The sequence below is a fragment of the Micromonospora craniellae genome (genome assembly GCF_014764405.1).
Classification (GTDB): Bacteria; Actinomycetota; Actinomycetes; order Mycobacteriales; family Micromonosporaceae; genus Micromonospora; species Micromonospora craniellae.
Window position 1 is genome coordinate 2198245 of sequence record NZ_CP061725.1, and the last position, 16047, is coordinate 2214291.

The following is a 16047-nucleotide window of genomic DNA, read 5'->3' on the forward strand; positions in this document are numbered from 1 at the left end:
ACCGAACGGCGGAGACCATCCGAGGCTGGCGGTGCCGGAGGAACGACCGGGAGGTGATGGGTGTGCCGGTCGCTCATGGTTGCCGGGAGATTCTCGTGGTGGCGGGCCGGCTGGTACTCACCGGTGAGCTGACGCAGACCGGGCATTCGGCGGCGTTGGCGGCCTCGCTCGCCGCGGTGCGGCCGGTCGACGCGGCCCTGGTCTTCCTCGCGGAGGAGAAGCCCCGTTCGGCGGTCGGCGCGGACTTCCTCCACGGGCAGCCGTTCTCCGACCAGTTGGTGCTGGTGCCGTGGGAGGTCGAGCGCTGGGGAGTCGACGGGCGTCGCCTGGTGGACGACGCGGAAGCGGTGGAGAAGCTCGCGGATCTGTACCGGGTGCAGGTGCAGGTACCGGTCGGGTCGGCGCGCTCGGCGCGGCTGGTGCCGGTGGACCGGACAGGTCGGGAGACGTCGTGGGACGACGCCGTGGCGGTGCGGAGCCTGCCGTGGTCGCACGTCGCCGCCCGAGAGGCGGTACGCACGGCGATCGAGATAGCGTCCGACCGCACCTCGCCGTCCTGGACCCGGATCGAGGCGTTGGCCGGCCGGCTGACGGAGTCGCACCAGCGGTTGCGGGTCCCGGTGCCGACGGCGGCCGTCGCGATGGCGTTCCGTCTGGTACGTCACGGCCTCCCGCCCGGGATGGACGCGACCGCCCCGGCGGTCAAGGTCATGCCGGCGTCGGTGACCGACGTGCTGTCCCTGACCGGTGGCGAGCCGGTGCCGACGGGCGACGTCGACGCGCTGTTCGACGGCCTGTTGCGGGTCCCCGACTCGACGGCGTTGGTGCGTCTGCGGCCCGGTGCGGGCACGGGTGGACTGGGCTGGTTGGTCCCGCACGACGGGGTGGTGTGGTGGTTCGGTGCGTCGCCTGCGCCCGGTGGCGGCACGGGGCCGATCGCCGCGCCGGTGGGCGAAGGATGGCTGGCCGCAGCGATTCGTGAACCCGAAACGCGCATGGTGGTGGTCGACGCGGACGGAGGGGCGACCACCCTGGACGCCCTGCTGCGCGACGTGGTCGAGGTGCGGGCGCCCGGCGGGGTGAACAGCGTGATGACGCCGCCGCTGCGGCCCGGGGAGTACGTCCTCCCGGCGGCCGACGCCGAGGCCGCACCGAAGACGTGGCCACCACCCCACACGGTGGGTGTCTTCGCCGACGGCTCGTACGCGGTGGCGAAGCCTCCACCGGACGACGTCGACAGACGGTACGGCTCCACCGGATTCCTGATCTTCGGTCCGGACGGCAGGCCGCGCGGTCGCTACGACATCCACACGTTCGAGGAGAACGACCATGTGGCCATGTCGCAGTTGCACAACCACTCGGACATCCCGGGCGCCCTGGACCTGGCCGCCTTCTACGTCACCGAGCACAGCAGCAAGCCGTACTTCCAGTTGGTCAGCGTCATCAACGCGAAGTTGCAGCAGACGAGCGGCGACGACTACGGGATGGCGCTACTGCCGGGATCGAAGGCGGGATCGCGCGACTACCGGGCCGCACGAGAGCCGATCAACCGGATCGCGCGACAGCGGCTGAGCGCCTCGGGCTGGAGCCTGGCACCGGACGGCGGTACCGCTGCGACGCCGCCGTTCGGCCCGGCACGGGATGCCGACGGACGGCTGCGGACTCCGGCTGCTGCGGAGCCGATCCTGTCGTCGTCCGAGGCGGGTTACTTCTATCGGCTGGCCAGGAGCGTCCGCTGGGAGTCGGCGTCCGATGCGCTCGGGCAGGCCTGGCACCGGATGCAACGGGCGGGCGGTCTGCGTACGGAGGCGGACAAGGCACGCGAGTTCGTGCAGTACGTCGTCGATACCGGTCAGGAGGTCCGACCGGACCTGTTGCTCGACGGCTACCGGGTGTACCGGGCCACAGTGAACGGGAAGACCGTCACGGCACGCGCCCGTGTGCTGCCGTACGGGACGGACGGACGACGGGTGGTGGCGGCACGCCGGCCGATGCCGCTGGACCGGATGTTGGAGCGGTTTGGCGGCGAGGAGATGCTTGCGGACCTGCGTCGCTTCGGCTGGCCGATACGCATCAGCCACGAGAGCCGGTTCGTGGCCTCGTCCGCCGGTGTCGCGACGCCCGAGCTCCACGTTGATCCGTTCGACGACCGGTCCTGGCCGGTGGTGCAGCGGGCGCACCGGGCGCTGCTCGGCGCCGCCGACACGGAGGACGTCCACCTGTTCCGGTCCGCCCACCCCGACCTGCGTGAGGCGGTGCGCGCTCGGGTCCGTCAGACGTACCCACGGTTGATCGGGCGGCACGGCGTCGAGAGCCAGTGGCAGGCGTGGAAGGGCGTCGCCCGGGTCATCGGCCGACAGACCGGCTCGCCCACACTCGTCGGACGGGACCAACTGAGCCAGCCGTCGCACCTGAGCCACGGCTCGTTCTCCGCCGACGTGTGGAACGTCCATCTAGACCTCGGACAGTCGCTCGACAGCACCCTGAGGACCCTCGCCCACGAGATGCTCCACGTCGAGCACGCCGCCATGATCGCCTGGTGGCGCGCCGGGCGGGAGGGACCGGAGGTGTACGCGCAGAGCACCACCAGCCCCGAGGTCCAGGAGATCCTGAGGGACGGGCGACCTGCTGACGACGACCCGAGGTATCCGGCCGCCGGGCGGATGTGGCACGACAGCCGGAGCCGGCCCCGGGGGCAGTGGGTGAACGTCGCTCTCGACGCCGTCGGCGACCTGGTGGGCCGCGCAGAGATGCGCCTCGATTCGGCACGTCGACTCGACCGGTTCGGCCCACGGGTGTTGCGCCGGCTCGAGACCGGCCGTGATCGGGCCCGGCTGGCCGAGGCCAGTGTGCATTCCGTGTACCGGAACGATCCGACCGAGGCCCAGGCGTTCCGTCTGGAGTTGACTCTCGCCGCCGACGGTTCGGTGCGGGACTGGCACGTCGAGGTCGACGGGCTGGTGGACGTACTCGCGGAGCCGGGGGCTCTGAGCCTCGGCCCGGCGGGCGTCTTCCTGCCGAGGACACCGACGGCGTCACCGCCGCAGCGGCTGCCTCATCCGGATCGGCCACTGGTGGTCGTCGAGGTCAGGGATGTGGCAGACGCGCGTCGACGGCTCACCGACCTGCGGGCGGCGCTTCCGACCGACGCACTCGTGGAGTTGCTGCCCGCCGCTCGACTCTCGGCGGCCGACGTCGTCTCGTTGGCCGATGTGCTGGGCGACGACCACGTCCTGGCGGTCGGTCGGGACCTGGTGGATTCCGCCGCCGGTCAGCTTGTCGCACACACCCGGGCGCACCAACCGACCATCACGCCGTTCGCCGCCTACTACACCAGGCATGCCGTCCCACAACGGGACATTCCTGTCGGTGACATGTTCACCCTCAGCGCCCGCGACGACGGCAGATTCGAGATGCTGCCGGGCTGGCATGTCGTCACGGTCGGCGACCGGGTGTGGATCGGCTCTGCGGACGCCTCACCACGGATCGCCGACGACGACCCGCGCGTGGTGATCGGCACCCCTGACCGCCCCGTCCCGTGGACGGTCTGGCAGTACGGCATGTGGGTCGCCCGGGCGCTGGCCAGCCACACCGGGGCCGTCGCCGACGCGGATTTCGTCCGGGTGCACCGACCCGAGCCTCCGGTGTCGCCGCGACCGTGGCCGTCGACCGCGTCGCTGCACGCGGAGACCGCGCACGACCGGCGGCTACTCGACCTGGCGTTCGGTGCGCAGTGGCAGGAGGCCCTGCCCACGTCCGGGAGCGTCCCGGCGCGGGTCGGTCACTACCTGCTGGACGCGTTGCTGGACGAGGCCGGTGCCGATCCGGCCGAGCGGGACCCGGCAGCGCTGGTGGCCCACCTCGACCGGTACGCCGAGCGGTTGCGCCTGCCACGTACGACGGCAGGCCCGGTGGCGGCCCGGCGGGAGTTGCTCCGGCGGCTGTGGCGCGACGCGGGCATGTACTACGGGATCCTTGCCGAATTCGACCCGCAAACGCCGCCGGGCAGCACCGCCGCACACCCGGACGACCACCTGGAACTCGACGCCAGTCCGCCCGACCCCGCCGAGGAACCGGTCGTGGTCGGCCCGCAGCCCCCCGCCGTGCTGGTGCCGGGCCGGTTCCCACTGCTCGTCGACGAGTTGCTGTTCGTCTCGGAACCAGACACCGAGGACGCCGCCGACGAAGCGCCGTCGGACCCGATGGACATCGACACGTCGCCCGAAGCCGACGAGACCGGGTCGGACGCGATGACCGTCGATGCGCTGTCCGAAGCCGACGACGCACCGAACGAGCGTGTCGAGGGACTGGCGGCGAGCCTGGTGAGGGATCACGCGCCGCATCTGCTGAACGCCCGCTGGGAGGCGACGGCCTTCGATACTGCGGTCACCAACCAGCGCGTCGTGCTGCGTGACCTGTTGAGCGTCGAGCAACTGACGAGATGGCGTACCTCCGGCCTGTTCGACAGCGGTGTGGTGCTGCGCCCGGCGCGCGGGAGCAGACCGGACGACCAGGGGGTCCGGCTTGTGGTGCGCGCGGACCCAGCCGACGCCTACCAGCACGTGGACACGGCGGAGTCCGCGCAGTGGTATGCCGCACCGTTCCTGATGACGGTGCGATGGGAGCACCCCGGCCGACCGTCGAATGACCTGCCGGTGGTCCGCGCGGCGCTGGTGCGGTTGCGGGCGTTGGTGTCGGACGAGGTGTTGTCCGGGCCGCAGTCGCGGGTGACGCGGCGCGGGGCCGAACTCGTCGGTGTGGATGAGAAGTTGGCCGCGACGGTGGGCCGACTCAATCCCGCAACGCTGGATCTTCCACCGGAGACGCTGCGGCGGGGCCTGGCGCGAGTGGCCGCCATCGATCCAGTGTCGGTACGGACACTGCACGACGCCGTCGTCGCGGAGGTCGAGGTGGGCCGCTGGCGAGCGGCTGGACGGCAGTTGACGCGGGCCGACACGGTGCACCAGGTGTTGTCCGGGCCCGGGTTGTCCGGATTGCTCGGCGTTGCCCTGCGCCCCCAGGGCACAGTGGCGGGTCCGCTGAGGATCCGGATGGCGATGGTCGACGCGCTGCCCCTGGGCACGCTCAGCAGAGACGGCGTGGTCTACCAACGGGTCCGGGTCGGGCTGCTGGTGCAGGTGGAGCCGGCAGAAGCTCGCGGTTTGCCGCAGCTCGTCTTCCGGCTCGACGGCGCACTGGAGTTGGCGCTGGACCCGCCCACCGCAGCGCGGCTCAGGCAGGAGACGCCACCACCGGCGTACCAGCGGGTGTGGGAGCGGGACGAGCCGGTGTCGGAGGCGGCCCCGACGGTGCCGACGGTCACCCCGACGGTGGATCAGCAGCCGCAGACCGACGACTTCCACGGCGACGAGTGGACCCGGCTGGTCAGCGACCTGGGTGTGACGGGCCCGGACGAGGCCAGGACCCGGCAGTGGGGACGTCTGATCGAGAGCGTGCCGGACCCGGACGAGGTCACCGACCTCACGGTCGAGGCGATCTCGGCGGTGCACGGGCCGCTCCCGACCGACGCTGAGGTGCGCGCCTCGGCGGATCTCGTGGAGCCGGTCCGACGGGCGTGGTACGCGGTCGCCCAGGATCTGGGTCTCCCGCCGGGCGCCCTGCGGATCCTCGGTGCGGAACTGGTCACCGTGGTGCGGACGCGTACCACCGGCACCAGGGCCACGGCCGACGAGCTGCTGATCGGGTTGCGCGAGCGGTTGGGGCCGTTCGGGGTGTCGACCGATGTCGAGGTGGTGTATCTGGCCGAGCTGAGCGCCCGGCTCGGACTGGGCCAGGATGATCTTGCGTCGTTCCGCTGGCTGAGCGAGCGGGGGGTTCCGCTGGAACTGGTGCACACCCTTCCGGACAGGTTGGCCGGACGGTCCGTGGCCTGGGCCGCCGAGCAGGTCCACCGGAGCGACGACGTCGACGGTGTGGCGGCGGACCTGGGCCTGTTCCTCGGCTCGGTCGGGCCGGACGAGGCGGCGCGGAAGGTCCGGAGCACGCTGCGGTCGCTGGCGCTCACCGCGCTGGCCGGGCAGCTCGGCCTCGGGCCGAGCGCCGTGTCTGCCACGGAGCGCGAGCACCCGACGGCGGCGCCGGGCGCCCCTCCTGTCGACGGAGCGGAGGATCCGCCGGGCGGGAGGCCGTCCGAACGACTGGAGACGACCGGCAAGATCGATCTGGCCGGCCTGTTGGCCATCCGAGAGATGATCCGGACTGCGGCTCGGGTGATCGGCATGAGGGCGGACCGTGTGCGGCCCGCTGAGGTCGGGACGCTGGTCGAGCGGGTGGTGGATCAGGTCCGACTCATCGCCGAGGAACTCGGGTTCAAGTCGCCGCAGCACGTCACGCGGTACGCGGAGTTGAGCGGCGGGCTCGGATTCCCGGTCACCGAGTTGAGCGACCTCCTGCCCTCCGGTCACCTGGCCACACTCGTATACCGGTTGGTCGGCAACGTGCCGATGCCTCAGATCACGCGTTTCCTGGACGAAGTTGCTCCCGCCCGGCCGATTCGGCAGTCGGCCGATCGGGAACCTGAGCCGACGTCGACGTCGACGAGGTGGAGCGTGCGGGAGGCCGCCGGCTGGGCCGACCGGTGGGAGGTGCCCGAGGAACAGGTCCGGGCGGTGGCCGCGCTCCCCTTGGTCGACCTGTCGCGTGTGGCCCGGATGGTGGACAGACTGCACCTGCCGAAGGAGCAGATCGCGCGACTGCTCGACGTGATCGCGACGACCGGCCAGGTGCCGGACCGCCTGGACTGGTTCGCCTATCGGGCCGGGGTCGAGCCGGAGGTCGCGCTGGAGCTGGCCTGGCGGTTGAACACGAACATCCTGGATCTCCTGCCGATGCGGGCAGTCCTGCACCGCCTGGCGGTACACGCGCCCGAGCGGTCGGACGACCGACTGACCGTCGAACACCTGGTTCGCCTGCTCTCGCAGGGGCCGCACGGTGAGCCGGTGCCACCTCCGGCGTGGACCTTCTGGGTCGGGGCACACCTGCCCACCGGGTCAGGGGCCGACGGGCTGACTCCGAACGAGTTGCACGACCTGGTGTTCAGCAGGTTCCGGGTGGGCCACGCCAGCGTCGCGGAGTATCACCAGCGTCTGATGGGCCTGGACTGGATCGGGCTGCTGGAGCAGGCGATGGACGACTCGGCGGGCCGGTTCGACGAGGACGAGCCTCCACCGGTCCGCCCACAGCTACCGGCAGCGCGCGACGCGGACCTGTGGCTCGCCCAGTGGCTCGCCGAACAGGTGGGCATTCCGCCCCACGAGGTCGAGAGCGACCTGATCGACCGCCCGTGGCTGGACCATGTCGCCGTACTCGACGCCGCCCGTGATCTGGCGGTGCCGGTGCCGACAGCACTGACCTACGCCCGCCGGTGGGGCGGACTCAAGGCATCCGACGTCCCGCCGCTGCCACCGGACGCACATCCCGACACCGTGACGTGGCTGTTCGGCATGTCCGCACGGTGGGACGTGCCGCTGGTCCAGTTCGGGCCGATCGCGGCGGCGATGCCGCGTCAACAGGACCCACCCACGCCGATCCCGGCGATCCCCGACAACGTGCTGCGACGACTGTGGCCCACGAGAGTCAGCTTCGGTGAGACGGACACGTTCTGGGCCGCGCAGGTGCCGCTGGCGTTCCTCACCGACTGGAGGCTGGCGCCGACCGACTGGACGGGTGATCAGGTCGATCTCGGGTGGTGGCTGACCAGCGTGCTGGGCCTGCCGTCCGCAACGAACACCAGCAGACCAGGCTCAGCGATGGACATCGACTCGGACGTCGGCACGGCCAGCGAGTCGGATGTCGAGATGGCGGACGAGTCGGATGACGAGACGTCCAGCGTGTCGCATGTCGAGCCGCTCGAGAGTCTCGTCGAGCAACTGTGGGACGAGCTGACCGATCACCACCGTGCGCAGTACCTGACGACCCTGTCGGAGGTGGCCGACCAGCTCGGCCTCGACCTGCACCGACGCTACGAGTTGTCCACGGCGCTGCGGGTCAGCGTCTGGTGGGTCACCGGTTTCAGCGTCCGGATCGGGCAGGTGCCCGACATCGAACACCACGCGTCACGGCTGGGCGTCCCCTCGGACAAGCTGTTCGCGCTGGCTTCCGTCCTGGGTGTCGATCCGGCAGTCCTCGGCCCGCAGGACGACCTCACACGCCTCAACGACGCCGACGAAGCCGGCGTGATGAGGTTCGCCGCGGTGGGCGCAGTCGCCGACTCCATCCGGAACCGCCCGGACTGGCGGTCACGGCAGATGACCGACACGATCACCGACCACCTGTACGCCATCGTGTTCGCGCAGACCAGCGTGCCACCGAAGCTTGTCCACCAACTCAACGACGACGGCAGATGGCTCGGTCTCCGCGGTCTGTTGGAAGGCGCCGCGAGGGCCGATGTCCCGGCGGAGTCGCTGGCGGTGTACGCCAACCTGAGTCGGCCGCCGAAGACGGCCGGTGGCGGCGCAGCCGGGCCGAGCCAGGTGATCGAGGCGTATCAGAGGCGGCAGCGATCCGACGAGGCGACGTACGGACTCGACACGTCGGACCTGTGGCCGGTGTGGAACCACGACGGTTCGGCGACCCTCGCCCGAGGCGACGTCGCCGAGGTCAGCGCCGCAGCCCTGCGATACGCCGAGCCGTATCAGCGCGCCGAGGTGTTCCGCCGGATCACCGCTCATGCCGGTCGGCAGGACGCCCCGCAGAATGTCGCCGGTCTGATCCGGGCGATGGGCGCGGCTGCGGGACCCGACTCCGCACCGCACGAATGGCTGAGCCCGCTGCTCCGCGACGCACCCGTGCCGGACGGCATGTCGATCAGCCTCCTGTCGTCTCTCAGCGGCGCTTCAGACGAGGTGAAGAACACGTTCGCCAACCTCTCGGACATAGCCGGTGTGCGTGTCGGGCGTCCCACGGACGGCCGGTACTCGTTGCAGTTCACGTTCGGCTCGGCGTGGGGCGGCTGGGCCGGTCTTGCCGACGTGCTCGACACGCTCAGAGACCTGAAGTTCACGATCAACCAGGCAACGGTCGAGGTCAGGACGGGGTACGGCGCGGACGCCGCCGCCTACCTCCGGCTGGCCCACCTCTACTACGCGCATCTCAACGCGCTGAGCCAGATCGGCCTCGCGAACAGGAGGAACCCGCCGCCGCAGTACGGCTTTTCGAGCTTCGCCGGGTTCCTCCGAGCCCACCGGGAGGCCAGTGGCCTCTCCGTCAGGGTGGCCTGGAGCTCCGACGACGTCGTCGGGCTTCGCCTGGACGCCCGAAAGGAACTCCTGTGGCCCGGCATACCCCAGGCCGGGCTCCGGATCATCGCGGAGATGGTGGAGCTGGCCCGCCGACCGTTCCCCGATCCGCAATGGTGGGACTGGACGTTCCGGCCACCCGGCGATCACGCGGACGACGCCTTCGAACTGGGCCTCGACGGGTGGCGGCTGGTGGGGTTGCTCGCCGACGAGTCGACCCGCGCCCAGGCCGCCGCACTGTTGACGATCTTCCGGCCGGAACGGAAGGCCTCGGATCACCCGATGGCGTGGGGCTTGGGTCCGGTCCGGGACGATCCGACGATCCCGGAGACGCTGCCGCAGACGCACGAGGTGCCCGACGCCGGCCTGCTGGCCGAGATCCTGCCCGCCGGCCGGTCTACGGCGGGATTGGCCGCCGCCGCCGCGGTCACGGCCCGGTTGACCGATCCGGAACTGGGGATGTCCTATCGGGCTGCGGTGGTGCGGGCGGCCGGCGGCCGTCCGGTGTTCGTACCCGGCCGGGTGCCGGGAGATCAACCCGTCTCGGATGTGCTCCGACAGTTGATCAGCGGGCAGCTCACGTTGCCGGACGAGGCGATACGGGCGGCGTACCACGCGGTGGCGCAGGCGCCCGACACCGCAGCTCTCCGGGGTCTCCTGGGCCGGGACGGTTGGGACGCACTGATCCTCGACCCGACCACCGTCGACGCGCGTCTGGGTCGGCCCCGGGTGCGGCGCGACACGCTGCCGGCGACGTTCGAGGCGAACGCCTCGGACAGACACGGGAGATGGCCCGATCCGTCGCAGACCGTGGACTGGCTCCGGCATCGGATCGGCGCCGGCCGACCACCGGTGCCGTACTTCCTGGCGAACGCGTTGGGCCGCCTGGGCGATCCCGGGTCCGGCCGGACGTTCGCTCTCACCATCGACGGCATGTGGAGTGACGACGTACCAGGTGAGCCGTGGACGTGGGTGGCCGCCGAGGACCGTTGGGACCCGTTCGCCGACGCGTTGGCCGCCGCACAGTCTGCGCTGGCCACGGCGCAGTCCGCGACGGTTCCGGATAGCCGCAGGTCACGGCTGAGGATCGAGCCGGACCCGGAAGAAGTCGACCAGTTCGTCGTCCACGCTACCGAACTCGTGGACAGCCCACCGGTGTGGCGCGCACTCGGCGCCGTGGTCGAGGCCATGCGACGGTACGGCGTGTTCGTCCAGCGGATGGCCATCACAGCAGACCACGCGCCGCTACCGACCGCGAGGACCGGGCAGTCGGTCGACCGTACGGCGGCGCTGGACCGTCTCGTTCGTGCCCACGAGGACACGCTGACCCGGCTGTTCGGTTCACCGGAACTGCCATGGCTGAATCCCGTCGACCCGCCGGAGGTGGGCGCGGCCGGATCGAGGCCCCACGCGGTCGAGGTCGGCGTCACCTATCCCGGCATCCTCGCGACCGGCCTGGGCGGATTGCAGGGCGGGGTACTCGTGGTGTTGGCGCTCCTGGCCGCCACGGCACGCGCCTCCGTGGCCGCCTCGGATCTGCCCGACTCCGATGCTGATCCGGTCGGCACGAACTTCGCCACGACCAGGTCTGAGCCGCAGCAGGTGGACGGGTGGTTCCTCGACCCGTCGGGGGAACCACAGATAACCGCATTGCTGGCCGCACTGAGGTTGGACCAGGCCGAAAGCGCACAGGTCGCCGCCCTGTTCCACCTCAACTCGTGGTATCCGCCGCCGGACTCTCCGCCCGCAAGGGCGCGGGGCATGGGCGACCGCGCCGTGTGGCCGATATCCACCAGATCGGAGCATCCCGCCGCGTTCGTCGCCGCAGTCGCCGGCACGACCCCGGCGATGGCAGCTCGAGACGCCGTCACAGGCCTTGAGACGCTCCGCCTTCCGCTTGACTATCTGCGGGGTGTCCAGCGGCGGGCCGACGCGTACCTGCGCTCGGCCCCACCGGTCACCGATGCGGCCACCGCGTTGACGCTGCGAGAGGCCAGCGTGGCGGGACTCTGGGAGGAACTGGGGCGCAGCGGCGCGACGATCGGCGCCTGGCACGAACGGTTCCAGCGTGAGCAGGTCGGGCTGGGCGATCTGGCCGGAGACGGCGAGTCGCCGCCCGGCCCGATCCCGAGCCTCACGGCAGAGGCCCGGAGCGTCCTGGACACCGTTCCCACCAGTGGTGCCACCGTCGAGGACGCGGCCGTGCTGGGTTCGGTGGCCTCCTGGCTGACGTCGCGGACAAGACCCAGGATGGAGGTGGCGGTCGAGAGCGAGGTCGAGCTGCTGCGTCGCGAGATCGCGGACCGGCTGCACGCGGGTACGCCCGCGCCTCTCCTTGCCGCCGCGACCTCGGCCGTGGAGAGGCAGTGGGCCCACCGGGGATTACTGGGGGCGGTCCTCGACGCCGCGGCGTGGCAGGGTGTCCCACTTCCCCCCGAGATCCACGCCCCCCGCCATCTGCGGGACTTCGTGACATCGCTGGTGGCGGCCGAGCCGGCACGGTTCGCCGACGTGGGCGGTGGGCGGGGCGCTCTGCTCGCCGAGGAGTTGCCGTTCAGCACGTTGTCCGCACTCCTGGCCGGTTTCCGCGCTCCCGAGCCGACGCCGGAGCAACTCAGTCGATGGCAGGCCGAAGCATCGGCCGCGGTACGACGTCGGCTGCCCGACGCGGACGGCCACACCATCCGGGAGGCGGTGCTGGCCGCGACCGGAGCACGGGTACGGGAACACCGGCGTAGCCAGTGGCGGGCGGAGTTCGCCCGACGAGTGGAACGGCCGACTCCCCAGTTCAAAGCACAGCTCATGCGGGCGCTGACCAACGTCGATCCGCACCGCGTACGGCTGGTGCAACTGGTCATCGACGCCAGCGCGACCAGCACGCGTCATCTGCAGGAGGGCTTGGCACAGGTCGACCTGCACGCGACGGCGCTGGGCCGACACCTTCCCGAGGCCATCGCCAGGGCGCTGGACGTCAACATCGTCGTGCACAGCGACCAGAGCCCGACCGTGCAGACGTACCCGGGCCCCCGTCCGGTGCTGCACCTGTCCCGCGTCGATCGCGGCTCGGCCGAGGTGTTCGACAGGTACCAGCCATACCCGTCCGCAGTCAGCGCGGGGCCGGCCCCCTCGTTGACGGGGCGTCTCGCCGACACCATGGACCCGCGACTGTGGCGCTTCGCCCAGGACTGGGTGCGCGAACGCTACCCGCTCCTCGACGGTAGTCGAGGCTGGAACGAGCAGCGGATAGCGTGGTACCGGCTGGTGGAACTGCTTGCTCAGTGGATCGACGTGCCGATGATGGCGACGTTCATCGCTACCGGCGAAGACCGGGCTCAGGCCACTTTCGACCCGATGCCGTGGAGGATGGATCTCACCGTCGCATCGGTCGATGAAGCCCTCGTCGAACTGTTGCCAGAACTGCTCGTGGCAGAGGTGGTCACGATGCAGGCTCAGGCAGAAACCCACAAGTCGCAGATGTCGCGGCACACGGCGGATGAAAACGCCGTGGAGCACATGTGGAACACCCGCGATCCGGGCGACGAACGGCATGAGGAGTGGCCCCGACACTACACCCAGGCGCGGTTGCAGCGGGACGACGTCAAGCGCGCGGGAGATCTGCTCTGGGAGGCGGGAAGACGCTCTTCGACCATTCTCCCTTTCCCCGGGCTGACCCGGCTGCGACGTCGACTCACGCAGGGCTGGACGGCTGCGCGATGGGAGTACGCCAACACGCTGACCAGAATCGAGCGCTACGATTCGGTAGCCCAGACGCAGTTCGATCTTCAGCAGCAGCTCCGGAAGCTCGGTTCGACGCGAGACTGGCGGAAGACACCGCACACGCAGATGCGGGAGATCGACGGCTTCGAGTCGGTCGACCTGGGCCCGGCAGGGACGTTCCTACGCCCGGCAGGTTCGCACACCGCACCGCCCGCGCGGATGTCGAGCGCGACTCAACGGCTCGTCGTGGTGGAGGTCGGCGACGCGGCCACCGCACCTCACGTGTTGACGCAGATCCTGGACGGCCTGCCCGACACGGCAATCATAGAGCTGATGATGTCCGGCCCGGTGAACGCACCGCAGGCCATAGAGCTCGCCCGGCTGATCGGCGACAACCGAACACTGGTGCTGGCCTCGAATCTGGTCGTTCCCGGTGACCTCTCCGATCACTTCGCTGCCCACTCACGCTCGCTCACACCGACCTTCGGCCCGGTCGCGGCGTACTACGCCGTCAATCCCGAACCACGCCCTCATGCCGTCGACATCGCAGGTCTACTTCTGCGCCACCTCGGCGCCGGCAGGTACGAATTCCTGACCGGCTGGGACGTCGTCACCGTTGGGGATCGCCTCTGGATCCGACCGACCGACTACCGGGGGGAGCTGCCCTACTCCGGTGCCGCCCGGATCGTCATCGGCGCACCAGGACAACCGACACCATGGACTGTGGAGCAGTTCGGTCAGAAGATCGCATCGACCGTCACCATCGCTGCCGATCTCGCACTCCAGGGTTTCGTCCATACACTCGGACGGACCGCTCCGATGTCGCGGCCACCACGCCCCAACCGGAGTGTCATAAACCCCGTCGACGAACCGGACAGGCAGCTTCACCAGCAGGCATTCGGCCGTGGCCATCCCGGGAACGAACTCGTCGTGCCGGTGGGCGCCGGCCCCGAAGCCGCTCAGGAGACCCTGACCCTCGGCCATGTGGTCGACATCCTGTTGGACCTCGCCGGGGCCGATCCCGCCGAAAGCGACATCCAGGTTCTGCTCGGCCGGTTGGACCAGTTGGCAGTGCAGCAGGGCATCCCGCGGGACGACACGACGCCGAACGGCGCGCAACGCGCACGGAGGGCGTTGCTCAAGCGGGCCCGGGACAAACTGAGCGAGGCGGGCCTCGCCGGGTTGCTGGCCGAGATCCCCCCACCACCTGACGTCGTGGAGCTCACCGCCAGCCCTCCCGAACCGGCCGAGGCACCGGTCGTGGTGCGAGCACCCGACCCCGACCCGGCCGACGCCGGACACCCAGCGGCCGACGACGACGGTCACACGGGTCGTACCGGAACTGCACAGACCCGGCAGCCGGCGCTGTTGCCGGTCCAGGCCGGGGTGTACCTGCCACCGGTCGACCACGACATCGTTCGCCCACCCGTGATCGACAGCATGCCCCGTTACCAGAGCTACGTCTCGGCCTTCGCGACCCTGGACCCCGCCACGACGGAACTGGTCGCCGGCACCCGCCGATACGGACCGGAAAGGTTCCACCAGGAACTCACCGCCGCAGGCGTACCGGTCGACGCGAAACTGTCGTTGGCCCTAGCCCCGCCAGCGGCCATCGTTCATACCGAACCCGATCGCCGCGCGGCACAACGATTCGCAGACGAGCTGTGGTCGATTCGCGGCACACCGGGAATCTTCAGCATGGCCGAGACTCCGGGGCCGACCACCGCCCTGCCCGCCCTGCCGGAGGTACTGACCGGATGGCTCAGGCAGGCGGACTGGTCGGATGCCCAGCACTACCTACACCAGCACCTCACCGAGTTGTCACAGCGGGACAGCATCGAGGCGATGCGCGCCCTCACCACACTCGATCCGGACAACCGGGTGGCGGCTCCCTACCGCGCGGTCCTCGACCTGGTGGACCTAGCCGGAGGCGTCGCCGGACCGGTGGCGGCTGCCGACGGTGCGCAACCATGGATCGTGCCGCCGGGACCGGTGCCGCCGGCGTTCGCCTTCGACTACCTGCAGGCGAGACCCGACCGGCAGGCCCGGAAACCGTGGAACGACCAACTCCTCCAGATGATGTACGAACGAGCGGCGTTCCGGGAGCTGGCAGTAATGCTGGCCTGGGGCGTCGTGGAACGCGCGGATAGCCCGACGCAGGGCCGACGCGTCGGTCTCGACTACGGTCAGGGCAACGCGATGGCCTTCGCCGCCGTCCACCACGTGCTCAGGATGTCGGTGACGAGGGCACGCACTCCCGGGCCGACCGGAAGCTGGCCAGAGATCGATGCGGTGGACGCATGCGTACTCGATCCGCTCGACAAGTCGTTCTGGATTCCGCGGATGGACGAGCTACGTCGCGAGGTGCGCAGCTTCGGCATTCCCGGCCACCCTGAGCGCAGCGGGAGCCCGGCGCCGGAGCACGAAAGACTGCTGAACCTGCTGATCGAAAGGCTGGTGAGCTGCTAGCCGCCAGCGACGCCACCATCCACCGACAGAGAAGCGTGTCCGCAGCTGAGATGGCGTCCTGGCTGATCTTCGAGGTGCCCCCGGCAGGGATCGAACCTGCGACACACAGTCCAGCCATTGTGGTCTCAGCCTGGTCGTGGGCGGCCACGGCTACCGCAGATGCGGTTGGCCGCGCCCGGGGCCTTCGCGATCACTCCGCATCTACATCGAGCCGGATGTGCTGGTCGAGATCGAGGTGTACGCCGCCCTCCACTGACGCCGGCTGCCGAGTTCGGGGGCAGGGACCAAAGAACCTCTTTTCCACGATGCGAGACACGGTGAGTGATGAAGCCAACACTCCTGCATCACATCTCATCACCGAGAGTGCATATTGGAGGCGACCGCCCGGGCGCCGGATCGATCACCTAGCTCCGGGTAACAGCACTCCCGATGGCCCGCCACCTCGCGTAGCCGCCGCCAACAACCCCATAAAGAATCATCACCGGAAGTGACGGGACGCTCGCTTCCGGGTAACCTCGCCGCCAAAGGGGGCACCTTTCCGCAGTTCCGTCCTGCTAGCGTCCCCATCGTCTCCAGAAGATCTGATCCATCGGGGCAGGCGCGA

At 70.2% G+C, this 16047-nt stretch carries 1 protein-coding gene; it reads left to right on the forward strand.

What is annotated here, in order from left to right; all coding sequences use genetic code 11:
* Positions 1–62 precede the first annotated feature (62 nt).
* The gene (locus ID554_RS09775; RefSeq protein ID WP_147333515.1) at positions 63–15443 is read left to right on the forward strand and encodes a hypothetical protein; all 15381 of its coding nucleotides are present in this window, start codon (positions 63–65) and stop codon (positions 15441–15443) included.
* The last annotated feature ends 604 nt before the right edge of the window (positions 15444–16047 follow it).